Here is an 18,100-nt window from a genome sequence, read left to right as displayed (position 1 = left end):
AGGGCCGGGCGTGGCGACCGGCACGCGCCCGGCTCCGGGCGCCCGGCGGGCATGGTCACCAGAGTCGTCACCCTCGGCCGTGGCGGCGAGAGTCGAGGCGTCCAACGGCGTCCGGCTCTTCGTCGTCGCCGCGTCCTTCGGCAACGTGGCGGTGAGCCCAGCGCGGTGACGCCCGGTCGGCCCTTCACCCGAGGGTCTTCGCCCGGCGCCCGCCACTTCGGCGGGCGCCGCCTTGCTGCCGCGGACGGCCAGTTGGGTGGCGGGCCCGGGCGGGACGGGGTGCCGCGGACCGTGCGGCCCTGGCGAGTGAGCCGAGCGGCACTCGCCAGGACCGTCACAGGGGCCGGGGCTACAGTTTCTGCCGCGCGTGGAGCATGCGCACCTCCTCGGCGGTCAGAGCCCTGTCGTAGGCGTGGACCTCGTCGACGGAACCGTTCCAGAAGTCGCCGTCCTCGCCGTTCCACTGGGCGCGGCCCACCGCGAGCGGACCGGAGCCGACGTAGTTCGGGCCGGCGGCCGCGGTCGCCGCCGGCTCGCCATCGACGTAGAGACTTATCTGGTTGCTCGCGCCGTCGCGTACCCCGACGAGGTGGTACCAGCGGTCCGTCTCCGGTGTGGTCACCAGCCGGGCACGGTTCTCACCGGGCGTGCTGAAGGCGAAGGCACCCTGGCCGTACTGGAGGTAGAACGGGCTCGCCTGGAAACGGCTGTCCTGGCTCACGGCGGTGGCGTAGTTGCCGGGCAGCTCGTCGAGGGTCACCCAGGCCGAGACCGAGTAGCTTCCGGTGGTGTCGAGCACCGGTCCTTCGGTCTCGGCGTGCTGCCCCTCGCCGTCGAACGTCAGCGCGCTGCCGCTGACACCGGGTGTCCAGGTGGTGCCCTCGGAGAGTTCCAGGTCCTTGCCGTTCGGACCCTCGTCCCCGGCGGTGGTACCGGTGCCCTCGTCGAGGGACCAGTACCCGCCGCCGTTCGGCGCTTCCCGGTCGCCCGCGGCGGCACCGGCCGCGACGACCTTGCGGTTGGCCTCATGGACCCGGACCGGGTCGACCTTGATCTCCCGGCGGTCGTACGTGTACAGACCGTTGAGCTCGTTCTCCAGGTCGGAGATCTGCGTGTACACCGAGCCCGACAGCTCGGCGCCGGCCTGTTCGAGGTAGAACTCCTCGGTGTTCTCCACGTACTTGCGGGTCAGCGCCTCCTTGTCGGCGACGCCGCTGTAGATCACGGTCGGCGCGCCCGGCCACATGTGCCCCGGGTTGCGCAGGGTGAAGCCGCCGTGCTCGCCGTCCATGGCGGCCCGGTGGTCGGGGAACGGCGGGTCCTCGTTGTTGTAGTCGTGGTGGTCGATGATGTCGCCCTTGCCCGAGTCACCCTTGGAGTTGCAGCAGTTCACACCGCTGTGGGCGTTGACGATCCGGGAGGGGTCGGCCGCCTTGACGGCCTCGGCGATACGGCCGCTCTCCTCGCGGTCCCACTCGCCCCAGCCCTCGTTGAAGACGACGTTGCCGATGACGGACGGCGCGTTGTGATGCTGCCGCATCGCCTCCATGCCCTGGTCGACGAACGCCCTCTGGCCGGTCGTGTCGGTGATGTTCCCGGACACGAAGTCCTGCCAGACCAGCAGGCCGAGCCTGTCCGCGTGGTAGAACCACCGGTCCGGCTCCACCTTGATGTGCTTGCGGACGGAGTTGAAGCCCAGTTCCTTGTGCGCCTTCAGGTCGAAGGCCAGGGCCTCGTCGCTGGGGGCCGTGTACAGGCCGTCGGGCCAGAAGCCCTGGTCGAGGGTGGCGAGGGAGAAGACGGGCTTCCCGTTGAGCACCAGCTTCCGGTAGCCGCCGACCTCTTCGATGCCCACCTCGCGCATGCCGAAGTAGCCGTCGATCTCGTCCTTCGAGCTGCCGTCGGTGAGCTTGACGTCCAGGTCGTAGAGGTAGGGGTCGTCCGGGCTCCAGAGGTGCTGCTTCGCCACGGGCAGGCGCAGCTCCTCGTTGGCCGGACCGCCGACCCGGCCGACGACCTTGCCGCGCTTGTCGCGAGCGACGGCCTCGACGCGCGCCTGCGCGGAGGCGCCCCCGGACTCGACGGTCACCGCGAGGGTGCCGGTGTCGATGTCGGGGGTCGTGACTACGTTGTCAATGGAGGTGTCGGCGACCGGCTCCATCCACACCGTCTGCCAGATGCCCGACGACTGGGTGTAGAAGATGCCGCCCGGGTGGGTGGTCTGCTTGCCCATCGGCTGGTCGGCGCCGCCGGTGTCGGTGACGGCGACCACGATCTCCTGCGGCCCCCTGCCCCTCAGCGCGTCGGTGATGTCGGCGCTGAACGCGGTGTAGCCGCCCGTGTGCTCGGCGACCTCCTTGCCGTTGACCCAGACGCGGGCCTGGTAGTCGACGGCACCGAAGTTGAGCTTCAGCCGGTCACCCTTGTGGCCCTTGCCGACCTTCCAGTCCTTGGGCACGTCGACCAGCTTGCGGTAGAACATGTGGTCCTCGTGCCGCTCCAGACCGGAGAGCTGTGACTCGACCGGGAACGGCACGACGATCCTCTCGTCCAGGTCCTTGCCGAAGACCGGTTGCTCGCCCGCCTCCGCCGCGGCGAACTGCCAGGGCCCGTTGAGATTCTTCCACTTGTCGCGCACCTGCTGCGGGCGCGGGTACTCCGGCAGCGGGTTCTTCGGGTCGAGCTCGTCACCCCACTTGGTGGTGAGCCGGTGGGTGGAGTCGTTCTGCGCGTAACGGAGGATCTTCGGGACGTTCTCGCCGCCGGAGGTCAGCCCGCCCTCGCCGTCGTACACCACCCGGACCTGCTGGTTCTTCTGGACCGGCTCCGCGAGGGTGATCAGCAGGGCGTTGCGGTCACCGGGGGCGACACTGACCGAGCCGATCGGCATGGGGGTGGTGTCGGCCTCGACCTCCAGGTGGTCCGCCAGCGTCTTCACGTCGCCGCCGACCCTGCCCTCGAACCGGGCGCGCACCTGCCGGCCGTTCTCGGGGACCGACGGTTCCACCGGGTAGACCTCGAACCCGGCCGGCGGGGTGAACGCCGACATCGGGACGACCTGCTTGGGCAGGCTCCGGGTCGACCAGCGCAGGAACATGTTGGCGCCGCCGGTGTCCTGGAACATCTCCAGGCGGAAGTCGTGCTTCTCGCCGGCGGCCAGCCGGACCGGCACGCTGGTCTGTTCGTTGTCCCAGTCCGGCTCCCAGTGGTCGATGACCGGCTCGCCGTCGATGAAGAGGCGGAAGCCGTTGTCGCCGCTGGCGTAGAAGGTGTAGTCACCGGTGGCGGGTGCCTCGATCTGCCCCGTCCAGCGGGCTGTCGTGTGCTCCGTCCGCCCGGTCAGCTCCTCGAAGGTGCTGGTCAGTCCGGAGAAGTTGACCTGCGGGTCGAGCAGGGTGCCACCGAGTTCGGCGAAGTCCCGCGCGCCCGGGGCCGACATGCTGAAGTACTCGCCCTTCAGACCGTGCACCGCGACGGCTGCCTGCTCGGACGCGAGGGCCGACGCGCCGGCGGATGACTCGGTGGCCGACGCGGTGGACATCAGACCGGTCGTGGGCAGTGTGAGGGCTGCGGCTGTGAGCAGTGCCCACGCTCTCGCTCGTGGGCGGGTGTGTCGTTGTCTCATCGAACCTTTCCTCGCGTAGAGGTCCCGTCCCAGGACCTTTCGGCAGGCGGCACCGGCTTGGGCAGGCGCCGGGACAGCGGTTCTTCCAACGTTGGAAATTCTTGACAGCGGAATGACAACACGTCACCCGGCGACTGTCCAGACCTCGCGCACCACGTGCCCGGCTCCCCGGGAGGCCTGACGCCTCCCGGGGAGCCGGGCTGCTGATCAGAGCGCCCAAGGCGCCGCGAGGGGTGTCACTTTCGAGTCGATCAACGTCCCAGGTGCGTTGCTGCGGCATCACGCCTCGCAGGTGTACATCGCCTCCGGCGGCGGCACCGGTGACGTCTTCGACCGTCCGCAGACCCTTTCCGCCGACAGCAGTTGGGTGCCGCCGCCGGCACCGTCCCAGCTCGGTGAATCGTTTGGTGTCGCCAGCCAGGAGCGGGGCGGCGGTGCGCGGGAAGGACGTCGAGGGGAGGACACTGGCTTGGAGGATGGGGGAGACGGCGTCGGCGGTGGGTACCCCGCGGTTGACGACCGCCATGTCGCTGGGGGCGGGCCCCGCTCGCACGTGCAGGGCGTGGACCGCGGTAGGCAGCTGTTTGGTGGTGCTGAGGTCCGGGCCCCGGGGCCGCCGGGCCGGGGTGCCGGTCCTGGACCGGAGCTCCTCCGACTCCCACGCGGCGCGCAGCAATACCGGATCGGCCCCGCAGGCCTGGGCGAACCTGCGGGCAGCGCTCAGTGAGAACGCGTTCGCCAGACAGGATGTCCGGCGGCCGACTTCGTTGTTGGTCAGCTGGGCGGTGCGGATCAGCAAGGGCAGCCGGTTGCAGACGGCCCGAGACGGCCCGAGACGGCCCGAGACGGCCCGAGACGGCCCGAGACGGCCCGAGACGGCCCGAGACGGCCCGAGACGGCCCGAGACGGTTCGACCGGCGCGGTCTGCTGGTCCGGGTCTTCACCACGGTCGGCAGCCGTGTCACCGCATTCGCCGTCCGGAGAGGACGGTGCCCCTTGTCGCCTTCACTGCCTCCGGGTACCCCAGGGCATGCGGGACCGCAGGGGAGACAGCCTAGGGGCGGCCCAGGGCCCGGTGGAGCCGAGCAGAATGAGGCAGACGAGGCAGACGCCGAAGAACCGCCTCGGTGTCTCCACTTCGGAGCAGGCTTCTGCCCCGTCGCCGCCCCGCCGGTCCTCGTTTTCACCAGCCGTGACGGCGGTCCCGCAGTCAAGTCTGACCATGGACACGAGTCCGTCCTGTCCGCCGGTGTCGTCGTCTTCGAAGAGGCCACCCGGCAGGGTCATGGCCTGGTCGCTCGTGTCCCAGGAGTACAGGACGCTCACGTCGTACGGATGGCCTTCGTCATCGACGACATACGAGGCCGTTCGGGGGACCAGGATCAGCCGGCCGGCCCCCGGAAGCGCGGCAACTGACGCGAGTCGCACCCATAACTCCGGCCTGCGAAGGAATTTCATGGCCCGGGTCGTAGGAGATATCGCCTGGGACCGGTCCCGGCAGGTGACTGCTCTGCCGGGGAGGGTGGGTGAGCATGTGGTGGCGACGGCTACTGGTCAGCCTCTGCCCGGGCAGGTACGGGAGGTTCTGGAACGGGCCTCGAACGCCCGGTGCCATCGGGGGCGGCTTCGGCGTCCGCGTGGGAGGGGCGGTTGGTGTCCTGGCCGCCGTTCGTGTCGGTGTCCCCGCCTGCCTTGCTGAAGTCGAGCACGTCGGCGGCCTTACGCAGGGCGTTGGCCGCGACGTGTGCGGCGTCGGCGACGACGTCGCCGCGTTCGGCTATCAGACGGTCGTAAATCGGGGCGGGAGTTCTGTCGATGGCTTCCACGGCACAGTCCGTTTCTCGGCTAGTGGTTACGGGGCGGCCGGCCCGTAACCGGTCCAGGATCCGCTCCGTGGTCTGCGTCCCAAACCATCAGTCCGCTACCCCGATCTTCTGCCCCTCATGTCGCAGACCTGAAGGCCGACGACTGGTGTCTGCCCGCCCGGCAACCGTGTCCTCCGCAGCCGTCGTCCGAGGGGCAGGCGCATGCCGGCCAGATGGCGAGGAACAAGCCGCACGATCTGCGCGACCCACCGAGGACACCGCCAACCCCATCGAATCGATCAAGCAACGCGGCAATCGCTCCGCAAGGCCTCTGCTGGAACCGGAGCTGATCGGACAGGCCGGAGAGGGCAGTCAGCTCCAGCGAGTTCCTGGGTGCTGCTTCTGTCGGCGGCCTTCATGCCTTGCCCTGGTGGGCGGCGCCGCAGTCGTAGTCGTTCACCGCGTCGAAGGCGGGACGGTTGCGCTCGCCGTACACGGGGTCCACGACGTCACGCGTCTTGGCACCCGGTTTCAGATGGCCTGCCGAGGTGGCGATCGCCTTGAGCACCGTGCGGAAAGTGTTTGGCGACGTCCGGCGGCGCGCTCGCCTGCCCCCTCTCACCCATGTCGGCGATCAGGACGGCCTTCCTCCGCAGCTCTTCGAAGTCCAGCGGCTCCCCTTCGATCGGCGCACCGACTTCGGCGCCGGTGTCCGGTCCGGGAGCAACGGCTCGATTCGCGCCCACTGCGTATCCGTCAACGCCACACCGGACCATCGACCGACTGATCCAAATCCAACCGCCTCCAGGTCAGCTCGTCGGACCGGCCGGCTTTGATGCGGGACCACTGGGCGATGGGGCGCCCGTTCGTTCGCCACTCCTCGGGGTTCTCGGCGGAGTACCAGGGCTGGGGCCAGCCGCTGGGGGAGTCCTCCCAAGCCTCCTGGCGTCCGTAGACGGTCATGTCCAGCAGCCCGTGGGTGGGTGCCATGACCTCGACGCCGCGACCGCCGGTGTAGTACGTCTCGAACACCCGCTTTCCGTCGCGGACGTAGCAGACGAGGTGGTGACGCTGCCAGTCACGACCCTCCAAGAGCTGGGGCGCCGTCTTCCCGAGGCCCGGCCGGCACCGTGCAGCCTTGAGCGGTTCGGGCGGGCTTGGTCAGTACCGGCCAGTGGAGGGGACGGTTCCCATGCGCATGGCTGACCCTGCGGGGTCGCGCGATCTCATCGACCAGTACGAAGCCCTGCAGATGCTGCATGCGTCCGAGGCGGGCAGACCAGCAAGGTCCACTTCGCCCGGGAGCCGGGCGGGCGCCCGGTGCAGCTCGACCACGACTGGAGACGCGCCCCAGTGGGGGCAGGTGGCGAAGACGATGTGGTCGACGACGTCGTGCGTGCTGGAGCGCTGCCGGTAGGCGGCGCGCTGGCGGTCGGCACCGGTTCCTTCGGCGCGCAGGCGCTGCCACTGCACCGCACACCACGGGTACGTACGCGGTCCCAGCTGCCCGCCCCGACCTGTCGCCCATCGGCGTCGGCCACCAGTACCTCGGCCCCGAAGCAGGTCGAGCGCACTGAGTACCCCGAGCACTCCGAGCCCGTCACGACCTCGGCTCCCAGGAGCCGCCGTCGCCGCGTCAAGATCATCCTGGGAATCACCGCGCTGACGCTGGCCGCGGCCGCGGGTGGCGGATACCTGTGGCTCAACGCCGTCTCCGACGTGAAGGATCTCGGTGTGAGCGACTGCAACGCGGTCAAGCCACAAGTCACCGCCACCCCGGCCGGCGCCGCGGCCGCCGACGACCAACGAGCCGTCTGCCAGACCCTGCGCTCGATGAAGGACGCGTGGGCCCGACACGACGCCACCGCGTACGGTGATCAGTTCACCCAGGACGCCACCTACACCAGCTACGTGGGCACCGCCTATCAGGGCCGGGACGACATCGCCGAAGCCCACCGCGCCCTGTTCGACGGATTCCTCAAGGGCACCAAGCTCTCCGACTCGTGGCTCAGCCTCCGCTTCTACGGCCCCGACACCGCCGTGGCCACCAGTCGCGGCGACACCTATGAGGGCGGGGAGCCGGAGGCGGCCGATCTCTCCAGGACGCAGAGCTACACACTGGTCCGCCAGGCCGACGACACCTGGCGCATCGCCGCCTTCCAGAACACCAAGCGCCAGCGCGTCATGGAACGCATCTCGTTCCTGTTCTCCCCCGACACCAAGCCCGCGGCCGAGAAGTGAGCGCCCGCGACGACAAGGACTCCGCCAGAGCCACCGCGCTGGTTGCCGGTGAGTTCGCCGTGGGGGTCCGGGACGGGTGAAAACCAGGGGAGCGGAAAGCCGCGCGCTGCTACGGTCGGGCTCCATGAGCTGGCTTCCTGATGACTTCGTCCACCCTGCCCTGGTACCGCTGCCGGGCGGTGGTCATCACCTGCGGCCGATCCGGGAGGCGGACACCCCGCTCGACTATCCGGCTGTGATGGGTTCGCGCGAGCGGCTGTGGAGCATCTTCGGCCCGGCCTGGGGCTGGCCCGCGGCCACCATGACCTACGAGGCCGACCAGGCCGACCTGTTGCGGCACGAGAAGGAGATCGCCGCACATCAGTCCTTCAACTACGCGCTGTTCGACGCGGGGGAGACAGCTCTGCTCGGCTGTGTCTACATCGACCCACCGGAGAGGGCCGGCGCGGACGGTGAGATCTCCTGGTGGGTGGTGGACGAGCTGGTGGGCAGCAAGGTCGAGCAGGCCCTCGACGCGCTGGTGCCGCAGTGGATCGCCGCCGACTGGCCGTTCGAGCAACCGCGCTTCCTCGGGCGCGAGGTCTCCTGGTCGGACTGGCTCGCCATGCCGGAGTATCCCGTCGCGTAAGTAGCTGCTGAGGTGATCCAGAGCGCCGAGGCTGTCGGATAGGGCTGGCGACGACCGATGAGTTTCTCCATGATGCACAGTCATGGATCGTGATTGGTGCACCGCAGCCCCGAGGGTGGAAACGTGCACCGGCCGCACCCGCTGAGATCCAGACACGAGACATCGAGGAACCGAGATGCGCACCCTGATCAGCACTGCCTTCATATCGCTCGACGGCGTCGTGGAGGGCCCGGGAGGCGAGCCCGGTTACAGGAACTCCGGATGGACATTCAAGGACGTCGAGTTCCTCCCCGAAGCCTTCGAGATCAAGGGCCGGGAGCAGAAGGAAGCTGCCGCGATCCTGATGGGCCGTACCAGCTACGAGGCGTTCAGCCCGGTGTGGCCCGACATGGAGGACTTCGCCGACTACAAGCTGATGCCGAAGTACGTCGTCTCCACCACCCTCACCGAGGACGACCTGGCAACGAACTGGGGCGAGACGACGATCCTGCGCAGCCTCAACGAGGTCGCCGCGCTGAAGGAGACCGAGGGCGGCCCCATCATCGTCCACGGCAGTGCATCCCTCAACCGGGCCCTTTCGGACGCCGACCTGATCGACCGTTACCACCTGCTCGTCTTCCCGCTGCTGCTCGGCGCGGGCAAGCGGCTCTTCAGCGGCACCGACAAGGACACACAGAAGCTGAAGCTCGTTGAGCACGAGGCCTACGCCAACGGGCTGCAGAAGAACGTCTTCGACGTCATCCGCTGACAAGCCTCCCGCGGTCCCCCCGCCGTCGTGGCACTCGGCGGCCCGCGCCCGGCACGCCGCTGCGGACGGTTTCGCCTCGGCCACCATCGAACTCCCCGGAAGCGGTGACCGGCCCCGTTGGACCGCCGCCGAGCAGGCCGCGCCGACCTGCGCCGCACACTGGAAGCCGGCGAGCCGGTCGGCGACGAGATCGTCGACGCCCTCATGCCGCCCCTGGTCGAAAGGTCGGTCCCGGAATGGCGGGCCGCCCTGGACGCCCTTCTGACGCTGCCGGAGATCGGTGGCCCGGTCGGCTACTCGGGAGGAATCATCTCCATCGGCGTCCGCCTCGCGCTGGTCGAGCCGCGCATCTCGGCCGCTGTTCCGCTCGCGGGGAGTTGCGTGCCTCGCGTCATACTCGAGGAGGCCCGCCAGGTCACCGTTCCGCTGCACGTCCTCCTGCAATGGGACGACGAAGCGAACGACCGGCAGTCGGTCCTGGACCTGTTCGACGCTTTCGGCTCCGAGGAGAAGACGCTGCACCCCAACATGGGCGGGCACACCGGCGTTCCGCAGCACGCGGGGGACGCCGCGGCCCGGCTCCTCAGCCGGCACCTGAAGTAAGGCCGTGGCTTCGGGCCACCGGCAGACGGTAGTCCGCGGCGGCCAGGACGCCCGGCGCGGACGCCATCGTGGCCGGCGTCCAACGCGAGCTCCACAATGGACCGACGATCTTCTGCACGCCCGCCGGGAGGGGGACCGTTGACCAGCCTTCGCGGCCCCCTCAACGGGTGAAGCAGGACTCAGTAGTTGCGCCACTCGTCCAGGACGTAGTCGAGCACGGCGGGGTCCATCAGAGTGCTGGCCCGTACGTCGGTGCGGCGGCGGTCGACGGGGAACACGGTCGCCGCCCTGAGCACCGCGTCGTCCAGGTACCGCAACTCCGGGACGTCCGAGGGGAGTCGCAGGGCCGGGGGTTCGGTGCCCCGGCCGGCGAGCACGAACCCCCAGTTGCCGAAACTCGGCACGTCGACCTGGAACTTCGTCGTCGCGTAGCCCGCCGTCTCGATCGTCTTGGCGATCGACCAGTACGTCTTCGGGGCGAAGAACGGTGATCCACTCTGCACCATCACCTTGCCCTCCGGCCCCAGGACCCGGCCGAGCAGATGGTAGAACTCCACCGAGTACAGCTTGGCCAACGACGCCGAATCCGGATCCGGGAAATCGATGATCACCGCGTCGTACTGCTGCCGGGCACCGCGCAGCCAGCTGAAGGCGTCGGCGTTCACCACCTCGACCCGGGGGTCGTCCAGCGCGCTCCCGTTGAGCGTGCGCAGTGGTGCGTAGGACCGCGCCAAGCGGGTCATGGCCGGGTCCAGCTCGACCAGGGTGACGTGCCGGACGTCCTCGTACCGGAGCACCTCGCGCAGCGCGAGCCCGTCGCCGCCCCCCATGACCAGCACGTTGGAGCGACGGCCCGAGAGCGCGGGGTGGACGAGCGACTCGTGGTAGCGGTACTCGTCGACGGAGCTGAACTGGAGATCGCCGTTGAGGAACAGCCGGATGTCGGGGCTCCCGGTGAAGGCGGTGGACCGGGTGATCACGATGTCCTGGTACGGGGTGGTCTCGGCGTGCACGATGGGATCGGCGTACATGTGCTGACGCGCCGTGACCTCCAGGTCATCGGCCAGCACGTACGTCGTGCCGAGCACGGCGAGCACGGCGACGACACCGGCCAGCAGGCCGGCCCGTACCGTGCGCCGGAGCTCGCGGCGGAAGATGAAGATTACGACGATGACGCCGGCGACCGCGTTGACCACGCCGACCACCAGCGCGCCCTTCAACTGTCCGAAGGTCGGCAGCAGCAACAGCGGGAAGCACAGACCGCCGACCAGGGCACCGATGTAGTCGACGGCGAACATGTCGGCGACGGCACTGCTTGCCTCCTGCCGGCGGATCCGCTGCAGGAGGGTCATCAGCAGCGGTATCTCGGCGCCGATCAGCAGGCCGACCACCAGGGACACCACGATCATCGCGGGCATGTACAGCTGCAGCCAGGCGAAAGCGGCGTACAGCACCAGGACGGACAGGCCGCCGATCAGTGCCAGTACCCCTTCCAGTACCGCGAACGCGACGACCGCGCGGCGGCGCAGCGGCTTCGCGGCCAGTGAGCCCACGCCCATGGCGAACACCATCACGGAGATGACCACGGAGGTCTGCAGTACCGAGTTGCCGATGAGGTAGCTGCCCAGCGCGGTCAGCGCCAGTTCGTAGACGAGGCCGCAGGCGGCACAGAGGAAGACGGAGAGCAGCAGAAGGAACCGCGCCCCCCGGGGAGGCGGTGATTCCGGGGGGCGGGAGGGAGCGGCCGCGGTGTCGCGGTCGTCCAGAGTGGTGGAGCTCATGGGTGGTGTCCTAGGAGAGGGCCGCGCCGACCATGAAGGCGGTGCCCAGGTACATGCCGGCCTGGACCCAGGCGGCGGGGTGCGGGCGGTTGTCTTCGTCCTCCAGCGCGATCGCGCCCATCTGACCCGGCGTGAGCATGCCGATCACCATGCCGACCAGCGTCATCACCAGCACGCCGGCCAGGCCGTAGAGGAGCGTGCTCAGCAGGCCCTGGCCCAGCCCCCGTTCCGACTCGCTCGCCCGGATGGCCTCCATGATGACCAGACCCACCGCGACGGACTGGCTGCCCAGCAGCACCGCCGCCCCGCGGTTGCGGTCCCGCCACACCACGTGGAAGAGCTTGCCGGGTGTGACGAGGTCGAGGGCGACGAAGCCGACGGCCATCACGGCGAGGCCCACGACTCCATAGAGCAGTGCCTGGCCGGCAGACTCGAAGATCTCGGTCACTGGGGTGCCTTTCTGGAGAGCGTCTGCAGGGTGGGGAGGTGGTGCCGGACTTCGAGCGCCGGAGTCACTTGCCTTCGCCGGGGCCGCCACCCCGGTAGCTCTGGCTGTTCGGGTTGGGCCAGTTCACGAGGTGCTGCTGGTGTCGCCGGTACCCGTTGCGGTAGTCCTCGATCTCGATCAGACTGCCGCCCTTGTGCGGTGAGACGGTCACCATGTCGTCGCCGTAGCGCAGGAAACGCATGCCGCCACCGGAGGACCGGTCGAGGGCCTTGCGGTGGTCGTGGATCGCGTTGGCGACCCGGGCCGGAGAACTGTCCTTGTCGAGCCATCGGGACCCGCTGGAAGCGGTGTACTCATCGCGGATCCAGGAGCGCGGGACGCCGTCGTCCCCGTCGCTCGAGCAGGCCGAGAGCAGGACCGTGACCAGCGCGGCGGCCACCGCTCCGCGGACGAATCGGACACTGTTCATCGAGTCTCCAGCGTGGTGTGCGTCGATACGATCTGCCCGTCCTGCGGGTAGGTGTGCCAGGTCCGCCAGGACAGCCGGGTGCGGCACACCTCGTCGGGCGCCTCGACGACCACTGCCGTCACGGCCTCCGGCGAACCTGGAAAGACTCCGCACAGACTGTGCTCCGCGTCGGCCGCCCGGCCGAGGATGTCCACCACCTGTGCGCTGAACTCGAGAGGGTCCAGGCGCGCCGTGGTGGCGCTGAAGTCGTAGTCCCAGGCGTCTTGTTGCCGAGTGAGCCTGGCCGGCAGGCCCCGGGCGGCACCCGGCAGGCACGCCACCGTCTCCCTCACGGGCCCGACGAAGACCTGGTGCGAGGCGCCGAGGAGCCTCATGCGTACGCTCACTCCCCCCACCAGCACCTCTCGTTCGGCGAGTGCCGGCCGTTCGGTCAGGTCCAGTGAGAAACAGAGCTGGTCCGCGGCCGTGTCCAGGTAGGGGGCTTGCAGAGAGAGCAGAGATAGAGCGTGCACGCGGCCCCCCGGTCCGATATTGCTACGAGCGGCGCTGAGTATCGCACATGAGCCCTCAGCGGCGCCTTGCGGCTGGGGTGCTCGCGTGGAAGCGCGCCCGCCGACCGCACGACGCGTACCCGCCGAGCGCGCAGGCCGGGCTCGCCGCCGTCGGCGAGTCCCTGAACCGGGCCCGGGCCCGCGCCGAGGAGACCGGTGAGCCGCTGCTGGACCGGCCGTGCAGCGCGGCGCTGCGCACGCTGCGCGCTTCGGCCGCCGAGGATCAACACGCCTTCGGTACCGCGCTGTCCGACCCCTTGGTCAGAGAGTCCACCCTGCACGGACCCTCAGCCTTTCCGAGCAGCCTTCTCCCGCTGGCCCCCATCGCCCTCGCCGCGCTGGCGTACCGCACTCTGGGCCGGGCCCCTGCCGTCCCCACCGGCTACCTGCCGCACACTTTGATCACCGGGTCGAGAGCCGAGGCCCCCGGTTCCTGGGATTCGGCCGGAACCGGCGGCGCGGTGCGGTGGCCGCGCACGGTGCAGGGCACCTGGTGGGGGAGCGACCGGACGGTGAGCGGACCGTGAGCGGGAAGCTCAAGACAATCGGCCGACACGGCGCTGGACTCGCTCCGCGATCTGTCCGGGGTCTTGGAGACTCAGGGCCGTGGCCACCATCATTGACTCGCAGTCAGTGAAGGCGGTCTCGGCAGTCGGCAAGGACCCCCGAGGTGCGACTCGGGGATGGAGATCAACGGACACAAGGGGCATTTCGTGGTCGACAGAAGCCGCCCCTCTCCGCCTCCGTGAGGTGCGCGCCGGTTGTCCTCCTCTTTCCAGTCAGGGAGTTCGCTCTCGCCGCGTTCGCGGCGGTGCGGGAGGGCCAGGCCTGTGCCCCGAATACAGCCCGCTCCATCGAGCTGCTCGCCGGGTTGGAGAGGAACGTCGGGGGCGTGATCGGGGTGCGGGTCGGGTTCGCCGTCCCGGAGCGAGGGAGCTTCCGGTGGGCCGTACAGCGGCTGCGTGGGGCACGTTGAACGGTCTGACCACGCCGTATCGTGGCCGGCCGGGCACAAGCCGTTGCCACAGGAACGGAACCGCCCCGGCTCGGCCGCCGACAGACAGCGTCGCGGGCCGGTGCGGCTCAGCGCGTCCGGTAGCGCGCGTAGATCAGTCCGCTGTCGAAGGCACGTTCCTCGACCAGCTCGAGATCGAGGCGGACGCCGTCGGGGAAGAACCGCTTGCCGCCGCCGACCACGCTCGTGGTGATGAACAGGTGGTACTCGTCCACGAGGCCGGCCGCGATCGCCTGGGCCGCGAGGTTCGGGCCGTCGACGGTGAGGTCGCGATCAGACTCGGCCTTGAGCTTGCGCACCGCGTCCGGGTCGAAGGTCCGCTCGAGCCTGGTCTGCGCGCTGGACACCGACTCAAGCGTCGTGGAGTACACGACCTTCTCCGCGGCCTGCCAGTCGCGGGCGTACTGCAGGATGTGCGAAGGCTGGTCGGGCTCGGTGTGCGCGGTCTCCCAGTAGAGCATCGTCTCGTACATCCGTCGGCCGTAGAGGTACGTGCCGACGGGGCGGAAGAGGTCGTTGATGAAGGTATGCACCTCCTGGTCGTCGGCCCCGGTGCCGAGGCCGCCCTCCGCCGCCTCGGCGTATCCGTCGAGTGAGGTGATCATCGAGTAGATGAGCTTTGCCATGCGTCTCCTTCGGGTACGACCGCGCCAGTCTGCCGGCGGCCCTGCAGGTGTGACCTCCGCACGACCCGGAACTCATCGGCCGGCCGGCCCGGTTTCGTCCACCGTCAGAGCCGGGATGAAGCGCACCGCGTCGGCGGGCCCAGTTGCGCGCTGCAGCTCACAGGCACGGCACCCCGCACGGTCTCAAGGACCGGCCGGCCGGTCGGCTCTATGGTGGAACGCCAGTCCACACCCGCGACGGACGGGGGCACGTGGAGGGGGCCGGGCATGGCGGGGTACCCCGTTCGTTGGTCACTCAGCCCGGGTTCTCGGCGGCCAGCCCGGCACTGACGATCTGTGCCTGGCGCCGGACCCGTCCATCGACGCCGGTCGTCACCATCGAGCGCAACGGCGTGCGGGTGACAGGGGACTCCGACGACCCGGCCGACGTCACCCGGATCGTTCGGGTGCTGTCGTCACCGACCCCAGACAGCCATCCGAGTTCATCAACGCCGTCCGACGCGCAGCCGCCGAAGCCACCGATGCACTTCTCGTCCACCACAGCGGACACGGCCCGAGACCCCGGTACGACGGAAACGCGCGGCCGGGCCGACGATGACGGCGAGCCGATCTCCCTGGTCCTACCCCCGCTGCCGACACAGACGCCGTAGTCGACGTCCGGCCCTGCGTGCCCCCTTCAGCCACACGCGCAAGCGCGGCCCCGGGGTCGGGCACGCCCGGCTGCAAGCGCGGCCGACCCGGGCGGCTGAGGGTGTCGGCATGCAAACAAACCGAGCGGGCAGATGAACGGTTCGCCACGGGAGGGGAGAAAATGAGTACGTCAACGGAGCCGGTCGAGTCGTCGGAAGCCGCGGCCGACCGGTGCTGTGGATGCGGCGACCACATGGCGCCTGTCCCGGGCGAGGCGCCCGAGACCCCGCGCGAGCGCGTCAACCGCAGATGGAACGAGATCATGCAGGAGACCCGGATCGCCCAGACGGGAGTGCAGATCCTCTTCGGCTTCCTGCTGAGCGTCGCGTTCACGCCCCTCTTCCGCGACCTGGGCACGTTCGACCACGTCGTCTACGTCATCACCGTTGTCTCGGGCGCCACCGCCACGGCCTGTCTCATCGCCCCGGTCTCCATCCACCGCTTCCTGTCGGGTCAGCGGATGAAGGACGAGATGCTGGAGGTGGCACACCGGCTCATGATGGGCGGCATGCTCCTGATGGCCGTGACCATCGGCTGCACCCTGCTCCTGATCCTCCACGTCATCGTGCCCGGCGTCATGGCGAAAGTTCTCGTGGGTGGCGTGATGCTCTGGTTCGCGCTGTCCTGGTACGCCCTCCCTCTGTGGATGCGTCGCCGGTCCGCCCGGCGCACCGCCCAGCAGGAGGCCTCCTGACGGACGTGCGCGCGGGAGCGGCGGCATCGTCACCCGCCACGGTCAGGGTTGCGCTCGAAGAACGGCAGGAGAACAAGCCGGCCCCCGTCAGTTGAGTGGGACGCGCGGCCAGAAGGGCCCGGGGGTGAAACGCCTCACCCGGGCCAACGGCATCGACGCGGAGGCGGCCAAGTGGCGGCGAGGACGTCGCGACCACCCCGGGACTCACTGGCGTCGGCCGTTGCCCGGTTCGCCACAGACCGAGCGGACGCCGCGACGAGCAGCGCCGGGGCCGTTACGGACCGGGCCGACGCACTGGCTGCCCAGGGTGTACGGAAGCAGGGCGAGCAGCACGAAGGCCAACGGGTGGACTCGGCCCGGTGCCAACGACGGGATCCCGACACCACTCGTCACTCAGGACCGGGAACGCCCCCTCTCCGCCGGAGGGCTGTGTCCGTGAGTACCGGTGACGCCGGAGGGCCTACGGTCGGAGCCGCCCACGAGGAGCCTCTGACCGAGACCATCACCCGCCAGGAACGCGCCGATCTCCTCCGGCGCCGGGTCCCGCCGGTCCTGCGGCGGCGTGGTACCTGGTGACGTGGGTGCAGAAGCGTTCGCGATCAGGCGGTCAGCGCCGCTAGCTCCGCGTCGGCACGCTCGGTGACCAGGGCGAGGACCCGGCCGGCGGCGGCCAGGTCCTCGGCGGGTACCCCGTACCAGATGCGGGCGGAGATGGGGGCGACCTCCGCGCCGACGGCGGCGAGCAGCTCGCGTCCCGCATCCGTGGGGCGGAGGTACGAGGCGTCCGCAACGAGCAATTGCCGGGCCAGCAGCTCGTCGAGAATGGCGCGGATATCGACCGGATCGGCCTTGAGGGAGCTCCGGACCTGGGTGACGACGTCGTCCGGTGTCTGCGGCGCGTCGGTGCTGACGGCGGCGCGCAGGACGATCTGCTGCCGGAACGTGACACCGTGCCGGTCCAGGACGTGTTCCAGGACGCCGCGGGCGGCGTAGTGGGCCAGGCCGAGGACGCGGGAGTCGGCGGCGGGTGCCGTGGGGGTGGCCGCAGTGGTGGTCATGGTGTTCTCCCCTTAGTTGTGTCGTCTAGTTGTGTCGTCGTTCGGTACGGACGGAGCGAGGGGTACGTCGAGCAGGGTCATCAGCTCGTCGGTGAACGCACGCGTCCGCGAGGCGTCGAGGCCGCCGAGAGGCTCCAGCAACTGCTGAAGCAGTTCGTGGACCACCACGACGGCCTGCCGAGTGACGGCCTGGCCCTGTTCGGTGAGAGCGAGCTGTACGGCTCGCGGGTCACTGGGATCGCGGGTGCGCTCGATCAGACCGGCCGACTCCAGGGCACGCGCCAGCTTCGAGACGTACAGCGCCTCCAGGCCGGTATGGTCGGCGAGCCGGCGCTGGCTGGGCCGCTCGCCGGCGCGCTGCATGCCGTGCAGCGACGCGACCAGTGAGTACTGCGCGTGGGTGAGGCCCAGTGGAGCCACCGCGCGATCGACCGCGACGCGCCACTTGTTGGCGAGCCGCCATACCAAGAAGCCAGGCGTAGGACCCGGTGAACCCTTACTCATGCCGATAGGTTACATGGCTACTATGTCCATGGCTACTATCCAGTGGATCTCGGTGCACCCCACTCGGCGGCGCGACGTCCCAGTAGAACGCCGCGAGTTCGTAGGCGCCGACCATGACTCCGGGATCTGCCGTGCCACCCCGCTGCGCGTGGCACGCAGAATCTCCGCGACCTCGCGGAATGAGGAAACGCACCGTTCTCGCGGGACGGCCGTGAAGCGCTGCTGACCCGTGCGCGCGCGGCCGGTCTCCCGGCGCACCGCATCGCGGAGCTGGCCGGCGAAGGGCTGACCAACGTCAGGCCGGGTCGATGGGCGGGCGCCGTTCGTCGGTCTGCTCAGGGCCCGGATCTCGCGCGGCCGCGCCTCGCGTCACTTCGTTACAGCTACGCCCTCTGGACAGCTACGCCCCTCTGGAAAACATGGCGGTTGTACCACGAGGTGGCTGCCCGGTCGGCTCTGCCCGGCCGTCGCCGCAATGATCCAAAGGCGCACCATCCACCATCCGGCATGGGGACGGATTGGGAACGCCACCAGCATGCGGGCGCTGCGGCAGGGCCACCGGTGTGGCCCGCCTGTCGCACGACCACCCGAAACGGGCTATTTAATCAGAAGAT

Annotated in this window: 17 protein-coding genes and 4 pseudogenes; 9 read left to right on the top strand and 12 right to left on the bottom strand. The window is 69.6% G+C overall.

The window, feature by feature from the left end; genetic code table 11:
* Positions 1-349 precede the first annotated feature (349 nt).
* The gene (locus ACIQ1J_RS22165) at positions 350-3,625 is read right to left on the bottom strand and encodes a LamG-like jellyroll fold domain-containing protein (RefSeq protein WP_403559011.1); all 3,276 of its coding nucleotides are present in this window, start codon (positions 3,623-3,625) and stop codon (positions 350-352) included.
* A 229-nt stretch (positions 3,626-3,854) separates the two neighbouring features.
* Here ACIQ1J_RS22165 and ACIQ1J_RS22160 point away from each other — a divergent pair.
* Positions 3,855-4,352 (top strand): annotated as a pseudogene (locus ACIQ1J_RS22160) (hypothetical protein); the annotation flags it as partial.
* Between the two features lie 820 nt (positions 4,353-5,172).
* On the opposite strand, the gene ACIQ1J_RS22155 reads toward ACIQ1J_RS22160, so the two are convergent.
* The 3 genes from ACIQ1J_RS22155 to ACIQ1J_RS22145 all read right to left on the bottom strand — a co-directional run bounded on the left by ACIQ1J_RS22155 (position 5,173) and on the right by ACIQ1J_RS22145 (position 6,522).
* The gene (locus tag ACIQ1J_RS22155) at positions 5,173-5,451 is read right to left on the bottom strand and encodes a hypothetical protein (RefSeq protein ID WP_403559009.1); all 279 of its coding nucleotides are present in this window, start codon (positions 5,449-5,451) and stop codon (positions 5,173-5,175) included.
* Positions 5,452-5,845: 394 nt separating this feature from the next.
* Positions 5,846-5,998: a hypothetical protein gene (locus ACIQ1J_RS22150; RefSeq protein WP_403559006.1), complete on the bottom strand. Its 153-nt coding sequence runs from the start codon at positions 5,996-5,998 to the stop codon at positions 5,846-5,848.
* 188 nt (positions 5,999-6,186) lie between these two features.
* On the bottom strand, positions 6,187-6,522 hold the full coding sequence (locus ACIQ1J_RS22145; RefSeq protein WP_403559004.1) for a DUF899 family protein: 336 nt from the start codon (positions 6,520-6,522) through the stop codon (positions 6,187-6,189).
* 285 nt (positions 6,523-6,807) lie between these two features.
* Here ACIQ1J_RS22145 and ACIQ1J_RS22140 point away from each other — a divergent pair, with 285 nt between their 5' ends.
* The 4 genes and pseudogenes from ACIQ1J_RS22140 to ACIQ1J_RS22125 all read left to right on the top strand — a co-directional run.
* Positions 6,808-7,671 (top strand): SgcJ/EcaC family oxidoreductase, encoded by an 864-nt coding sequence (locus tag ACIQ1J_RS22140; protein ID WP_403559001.1) that lies wholly within the window; start codon positions 6,808-6,810, stop codon positions 7,669-7,671.
* 124 nt (positions 7,672-7,795) lie between these two features.
* Positions 7,796-8,299, top strand: a complete 504-nt coding sequence (locus tag ACIQ1J_RS22135) for an N-acetyltransferase (protein WP_403558998.1) — start codon at positions 7,796-7,798, stop codon at positions 8,297-8,299.
* A gap of 175 nt (positions 8,300-8,474) precedes the next feature.
* Positions 8,475-9,047, top strand: coding sequence for a dihydrofolate reductase family protein (locus tag ACIQ1J_RS22130; RefSeq protein ID WP_403558996.1), 573 nt, complete (start codon positions 8,475-8,477; stop codon positions 9,045-9,047).
* A 37-nt stretch (positions 9,048-9,084) separates the two neighbouring features.
* Positions 9,085-9,650 (top strand): annotated as a pseudogene (locus ACIQ1J_RS22125) (alpha/beta hydrolase); the annotation flags it as partial.
* 179 nt (positions 9,651-9,829) lie between these two features.
* Here ACIQ1J_RS22125 and ACIQ1J_RS22120 read toward each other — a convergent pair.
* From ACIQ1J_RS22120 to ACIQ1J_RS22105, 4 genes are all read right to left on the bottom strand, one after another.
* A complete protein-coding gene (locus tag ACIQ1J_RS22120) occupies positions 9,830-11,431 on the bottom strand; it encodes a polyamine aminopropyltransferase (protein ID WP_403558993.1) in 1,602 nt (533 codons plus the stop codon).
* Between the two features lie 10 nt (positions 11,432-11,441).
* Positions 11,442-11,879: a DUF350 domain-containing protein gene (locus ACIQ1J_RS22115; protein WP_210961905.1), complete on the bottom strand. Its 438-nt coding sequence runs from the start codon at positions 11,877-11,879 to the stop codon at positions 11,442-11,444.
* Between the two features lie 64 nt (positions 11,880-11,943).
* Positions 11,944-12,348, bottom strand: coding sequence for a DUF4247 domain-containing protein (locus ACIQ1J_RS22110; RefSeq protein WP_403558989.1), 405 nt, complete (start codon positions 12,346-12,348; stop codon positions 11,944-11,946).
* Positions 12,345-12,860, bottom strand: a complete 516-nt coding sequence (locus tag ACIQ1J_RS22105) for a DUF2617 family protein (RefSeq protein ID WP_403558987.1) — start codon at positions 12,858-12,860, stop codon at positions 12,345-12,347. The genes ACIQ1J_RS22110 and ACIQ1J_RS22105 overlap by 4 nt, the downstream gene beginning before the upstream one ends.
* Before the next feature lie 47 nt (positions 12,861-12,907).
* On the opposite strand from ACIQ1J_RS22105, the gene ACIQ1J_RS22100 reads away from it, so the two are divergent.
* Both ACIQ1J_RS22100 and ACIQ1J_RS22095 read left to right on the top strand, forming a co-directional pair.
* Entirely contained in the window at positions 12,908-13,426 is a 519-nt protein-coding gene (locus ACIQ1J_RS22100; protein ID WP_403558984.1) for an Imm49 family immunity protein, read from the top strand.
* Positions 13,427-13,499: 73 nt separating this feature from the next.
* Positions 13,500-13,621: pseudogene (locus tag ACIQ1J_RS22095) on the top strand (IS5/IS1182 family transposase); the annotation flags it as partial.
* Between the two features lie 35 nt (positions 13,622-13,656).
* Here the strand turns inward: ACIQ1J_RS22095 and ACIQ1J_RS22090 are convergent.
* Positions 13,657-13,734: pseudogene (locus tag ACIQ1J_RS22090) on the bottom strand (IS5/IS1182 family transposase); the annotation flags it as partial.
* Positions 13,735-13,982: 248 nt separating this feature from the next.
* On the bottom strand, positions 13,983-14,540 hold the full coding sequence (locus ACIQ1J_RS22085; protein ID WP_403558981.1) for a dihydrofolate reductase family protein: 558 nt from the start codon (positions 14,538-14,540) through the stop codon (positions 13,983-13,985).
* A gap of 251 nt (positions 14,541-14,791) precedes the next feature.
* On the opposite strand from ACIQ1J_RS22085, the gene ACIQ1J_RS22080 reads away from it, so the two are divergent.
* Entirely contained in the window at positions 14,792-15,190 is a 399-nt protein-coding gene (locus ACIQ1J_RS22080) for a hypothetical protein (RefSeq protein WP_403558978.1), read from the top strand.
* A gap of 233 nt (positions 15,191-15,423) precedes the next feature.
* A complete protein-coding gene (locus tag ACIQ1J_RS22075) occupies positions 15,424-15,924 on the top strand; it encodes a DUF6328 family protein (RefSeq protein ID WP_403558975.1) in 501 nt (166 codons plus the stop codon).
* Between the two features lie 599 nt (positions 15,925-16,523).
* On the opposite strand, the gene ACIQ1J_RS22070 is transcribed toward ACIQ1J_RS22075, so the two are convergent.
* A complete protein-coding gene (locus tag ACIQ1J_RS22070) occupies positions 16,524-16,982 on the bottom strand; it encodes a MarR family transcriptional regulator (protein WP_403558973.1) in 459 nt (152 codons plus the stop codon).
* A gap of 12 nt (positions 16,983-16,994) precedes the next feature.
* On the bottom strand, positions 16,995-17,486 hold the full coding sequence (locus ACIQ1J_RS22065) for a MarR family winged helix-turn-helix transcriptional regulator (RefSeq protein ID WP_210961897.1): 492 nt from the start codon (positions 17,484-17,486) through the stop codon (positions 16,995-16,997).
* Between the last annotated feature and the right edge of the window lie 614 nt (positions 17,487-18,100).

The organism is Streptomyces sp. NPDC097107 (genome assembly GCF_044762405.1).
Lineage (GTDB): Bacteria > Actinomycetota > Actinomycetes > Streptomycetales > Streptomycetaceae > Streptomyces > Streptomyces thinghirensis.
The sequence above is the reverse complement of the archived record's forward strand: the minus strand, read 5'-3'. Positions and strand labels throughout refer to the sequence as shown.